This is a genomic window from Stenotrophomonas sp. GbtcB23 (assembly GCF_019091045.1).
GTDB lineage: Bacteria > Pseudomonadota > Gammaproteobacteria > Xanthomonadales > Xanthomonadaceae > Stenotrophomonas > Stenotrophomonas rhizophila_A.
The window spans coordinates 1-2,779 of record NZ_JAGXKC010000095.1 but is presented as its reverse complement, the minus strand read 5'-3'; the positions used below and the strand labels follow the sequence as shown (position 1 = coordinate 2,779).

Here is a 2,779-nt window from a genome sequence, read left to right as displayed (position 1 = left end):
TACCTAAGCGCGGAATCAAAGAGCTTTTTGGCATTCTGAATCGCCGCTTCATGCGTAGCGGCCTTGTCAGCGTCGACCTCGCACAGCTTGCCCACCCGCTCACGGCCCAGCGCCGTGCAATCGGCCAGGAAGTCGTAGTGGCCCACAGAAGGCAACACCTGCAGGCGCGCCTCGCCATTCGCATCAGCAATGACCTTGCTGTTGGTAGCGGGCGAGGCGATGCCATCGGCCTCACCCACAACCACGGACACCGGGACCTCCAACCGCCCCAGCTCACCCGGCTCGAACGCCTGAACAATCGCCGGTGCCATCAGGAATACCGCGCGAACGTTGGGAATGCGGCGATCCTCCGCTGACTTGGCGACCCAAGGTGCCAGTTCCGGCGTAGCGACTGCCGCCATCCGCCGCTCGAAGGTCATCTCCGGGTTCTCGGCCTGCGGCACGCAGACCCCATCCTTCGGCGACGCCTTGCAGAAGGCGACCAACCTGCCCATGTCCGGACGCGCGCCGGCAGCCACCAGGGCCGTGAACCCACCAGCGGAATACCCCACCAGGCCCAGCCGGTCCGCATCCACATGCGGAGCCAGCACGGGATCGGCCTGCACCGCAGCCAGCGCGGCGGCGAGGTCGTCGGCTCGGTTCCACATCAGAATGCTGCCCGCGTCCGTCATCGGGTCCACGCCGTTGTTGCCGGGATGGTCCACCGCCACCACCACGTACCCCGCGCGCGCCAAGGCAGTACCGAACCAGCCCATCATGCGGGCACTGCCGCCATTGCCATGCGACACCAACAGCAGTGGCCACCGGCCCGGCGCAGCCGGGGCATCCACGGCAGAAGATCCCTCCTCGAAGAGCGGCGCGCCCGGCGGCCCTATCGTGAGTGGCTGCTCCTTCGCACCTGGCTGGGCCGGGTACCACACCGTATAGCGCACGCGGTCGCTGTGCCGGGCATCGCGCACCGCCGCACTGGCCGTGTGCGCCACGCCATGGGTTTCCCCAACAGCAGGGGAGGGCTGAGCCGACCATGCCACTGGCGCGAACAGACAAGACAGCAGGACGAAGGCGCGTGGCAGTACTCGCACGGAAGAATCTCCTTGGGTCAACTCGGGTTGGACAGCGGCAGCCAGATCTCAACGCCACCGTGTCCGGTGCGGTCGTCGAAGCGGGCGTCATAGCGTTCGAAATCAGGTGCGTCTGCCAAGGTCAGGCCACAGCGGGGCAGGTGGTCGTTCAACAGCCAGAACCAGGTGGAGCGGATCGTCGAGATGTGGCCCGCATGCCACGCCACCAGATAGTCCCCGGCCGGGATGGAAACGGCATGCCAGGCCGACGGCACGGCGGCGCTCGCACCGATCTCCATGCCGGCGATGTAGTCGAAGGCACCCTCGCCATCGCGGTTGCAGCAGACCCCGAAGGCGATGTCCTTGCCCAGCTCCCGGGTCAGCGCCAACTGCTGCCATTGCGAGGGAATGGACGCCACGGTGGCAGCGGTATGACGGGCGCGGATGCCGGCCACACGCAGCGGGCCCAGCCGCCGTCGTACTGGCTCCACCTCGCAGGGCAGGGGTGGGGCGTCGAGCTTGATGGCCTCCACCAGCGCCAGTCCGTGCAGGCCTTCCCGGCGCACCTGTTCCGGTGCCTGCTTGAACTGCTCCGTAAAGGCATGAGTGAAGGCCGCATGGGAGGCATAGCCGGCAGCCAGGGCGACATCCAGAATGGGGACGCCGCCCGCCGCCAGGGTGCGAGCCGCCTCGGTCAGGCGACGCGCGCGAAGATAGCGCGCCATCGAGGTACCGGTACTGACCTGGAACAGGCGTGAGAGGTGGAACGGCGAGAGCTCGACCGCCTCGGCGATCTGGGCCAGCGACGGGTTCTCGGCAAAGTGGCTCTCGATGTACCACAAGGCCTTGCGTGCCGCTCCCATGACGCCTGCTCCGTGCCAGTGACTGGGTGGCAGCGTAGCGCAGGGCGGGGGAGCGCGTTTGCGGGATCTTGCTGTTGGTGCGCGGTGTGGGCTGGGAGCGACAGTGGTGTGGGTTGTTCGGGGAACCTTTTTGCTAGCGCGAGTAACTCCGGAAGTGCGACCTGGTGCCTGGGTAAATGCGCGCCGCCACACGGAATCTCACGAAACGATTCGCCCGGCACATGCCGTTTCGCGAACCAATTGATGCCGTGAACCGGGACCGGACGACGTCGAGTTCCAGTACCTTCACCTCTGTCGCATGGTGTGCCTTGGGTGTCAGAACCCGTAGCGAGCATTGCAAGTTGCACGACCTGTGTCGGGAGGGTGGCCGAATACAACACCCTCGCGGAAATACGTCGCACCGTTCTAGCTCGTTCGCGGTTCTGAACCTCCCGACTCCCTCGCCATCCCGGCGAGGGAGAACACAGAGGAGAACCATCATGCACGACGACTGGACGAACTTGACCCCCGAGCAACGCGCCCTCCTCAGGGGCTTCTGGCGCGCGCCGAAGAGCGTAATGATCAACGCGCTTCATCACGACGGACTCGAAACCTATCCCGGCTGCCCAACGATTCCCTGTCTGAAGGCGCGGGGGCTATGGATGCGTGGACTGGGCGTCGAGCCCGGAACACGGATGTACCTGGGCATCGGGCGTGATCTGTTTGTCCTCGCGAAAGACCCGTCGCCAGAAGCGCTGTCCAAGGCGATGGTGCGGTTTGAGAAGACGGGTGGCAGCTGGAAGCTGGGGCCGGTTGGATAGGTGAGCGCCGAGGCGGGGTGGCGGCAGCGTCGCCCCGGACCCGCAAGGGCGCAAG

General features: G+C 66.2%; 3 protein-coding genes. 1 reads left to right on the top strand and 2 read right to left on the bottom strand.

Features of this window, described 5'->3' with window-relative positions:
- Positions 1-1,031: alpha/beta fold hydrolase (locus KVS69_RS18020; protein ID WP_345776823.1), on the bottom strand; the 1,031-nt coding region annotated here is incomplete at its 3' end.
- A gap of 68 nt (positions 1,032-1,099) precedes the next feature.
- Positions 1,100-1,924: an AraC family transcriptional regulator gene (locus KVS69_RS18015; RefSeq protein WP_217539378.1), complete on the bottom strand. Its 825-nt coding sequence runs from the start codon at positions 1,922-1,924 to the stop codon at positions 1,100-1,102.
- Positions 1,925-2,403: 479 nt separating this feature from the next.
- On the opposite strand from KVS69_RS18015, the gene KVS69_RS18010 reads away from it, so the two are divergent.
- Complete coding sequence (locus tag KVS69_RS18010; protein ID WP_217539377.1) at positions 2,404-2,724, top strand: hypothetical protein; 321 nt, start codon at positions 2,404-2,406, stop codon at positions 2,722-2,724.
- Positions 2,725-2,779 lie beyond the last annotated feature (55 nt).

Bases quoted from the DNA above. Each gene is read 5' to 3' on its own strand.
- KVS69_RS18015 (WP_217539378.1), bottom strand. From the start codon at position 1,924: ATGGGAGCGGCACGCAAGGCCTTGTGGTACATCGAGAGCCACTTTGCC.
- KVS69_RS18010 (WP_217539377.1), top strand. From the start codon at position 2,404: ATGCACGACGACTGGACGAACTTGACCCCCGAGCAACGCGCCCTCCTC.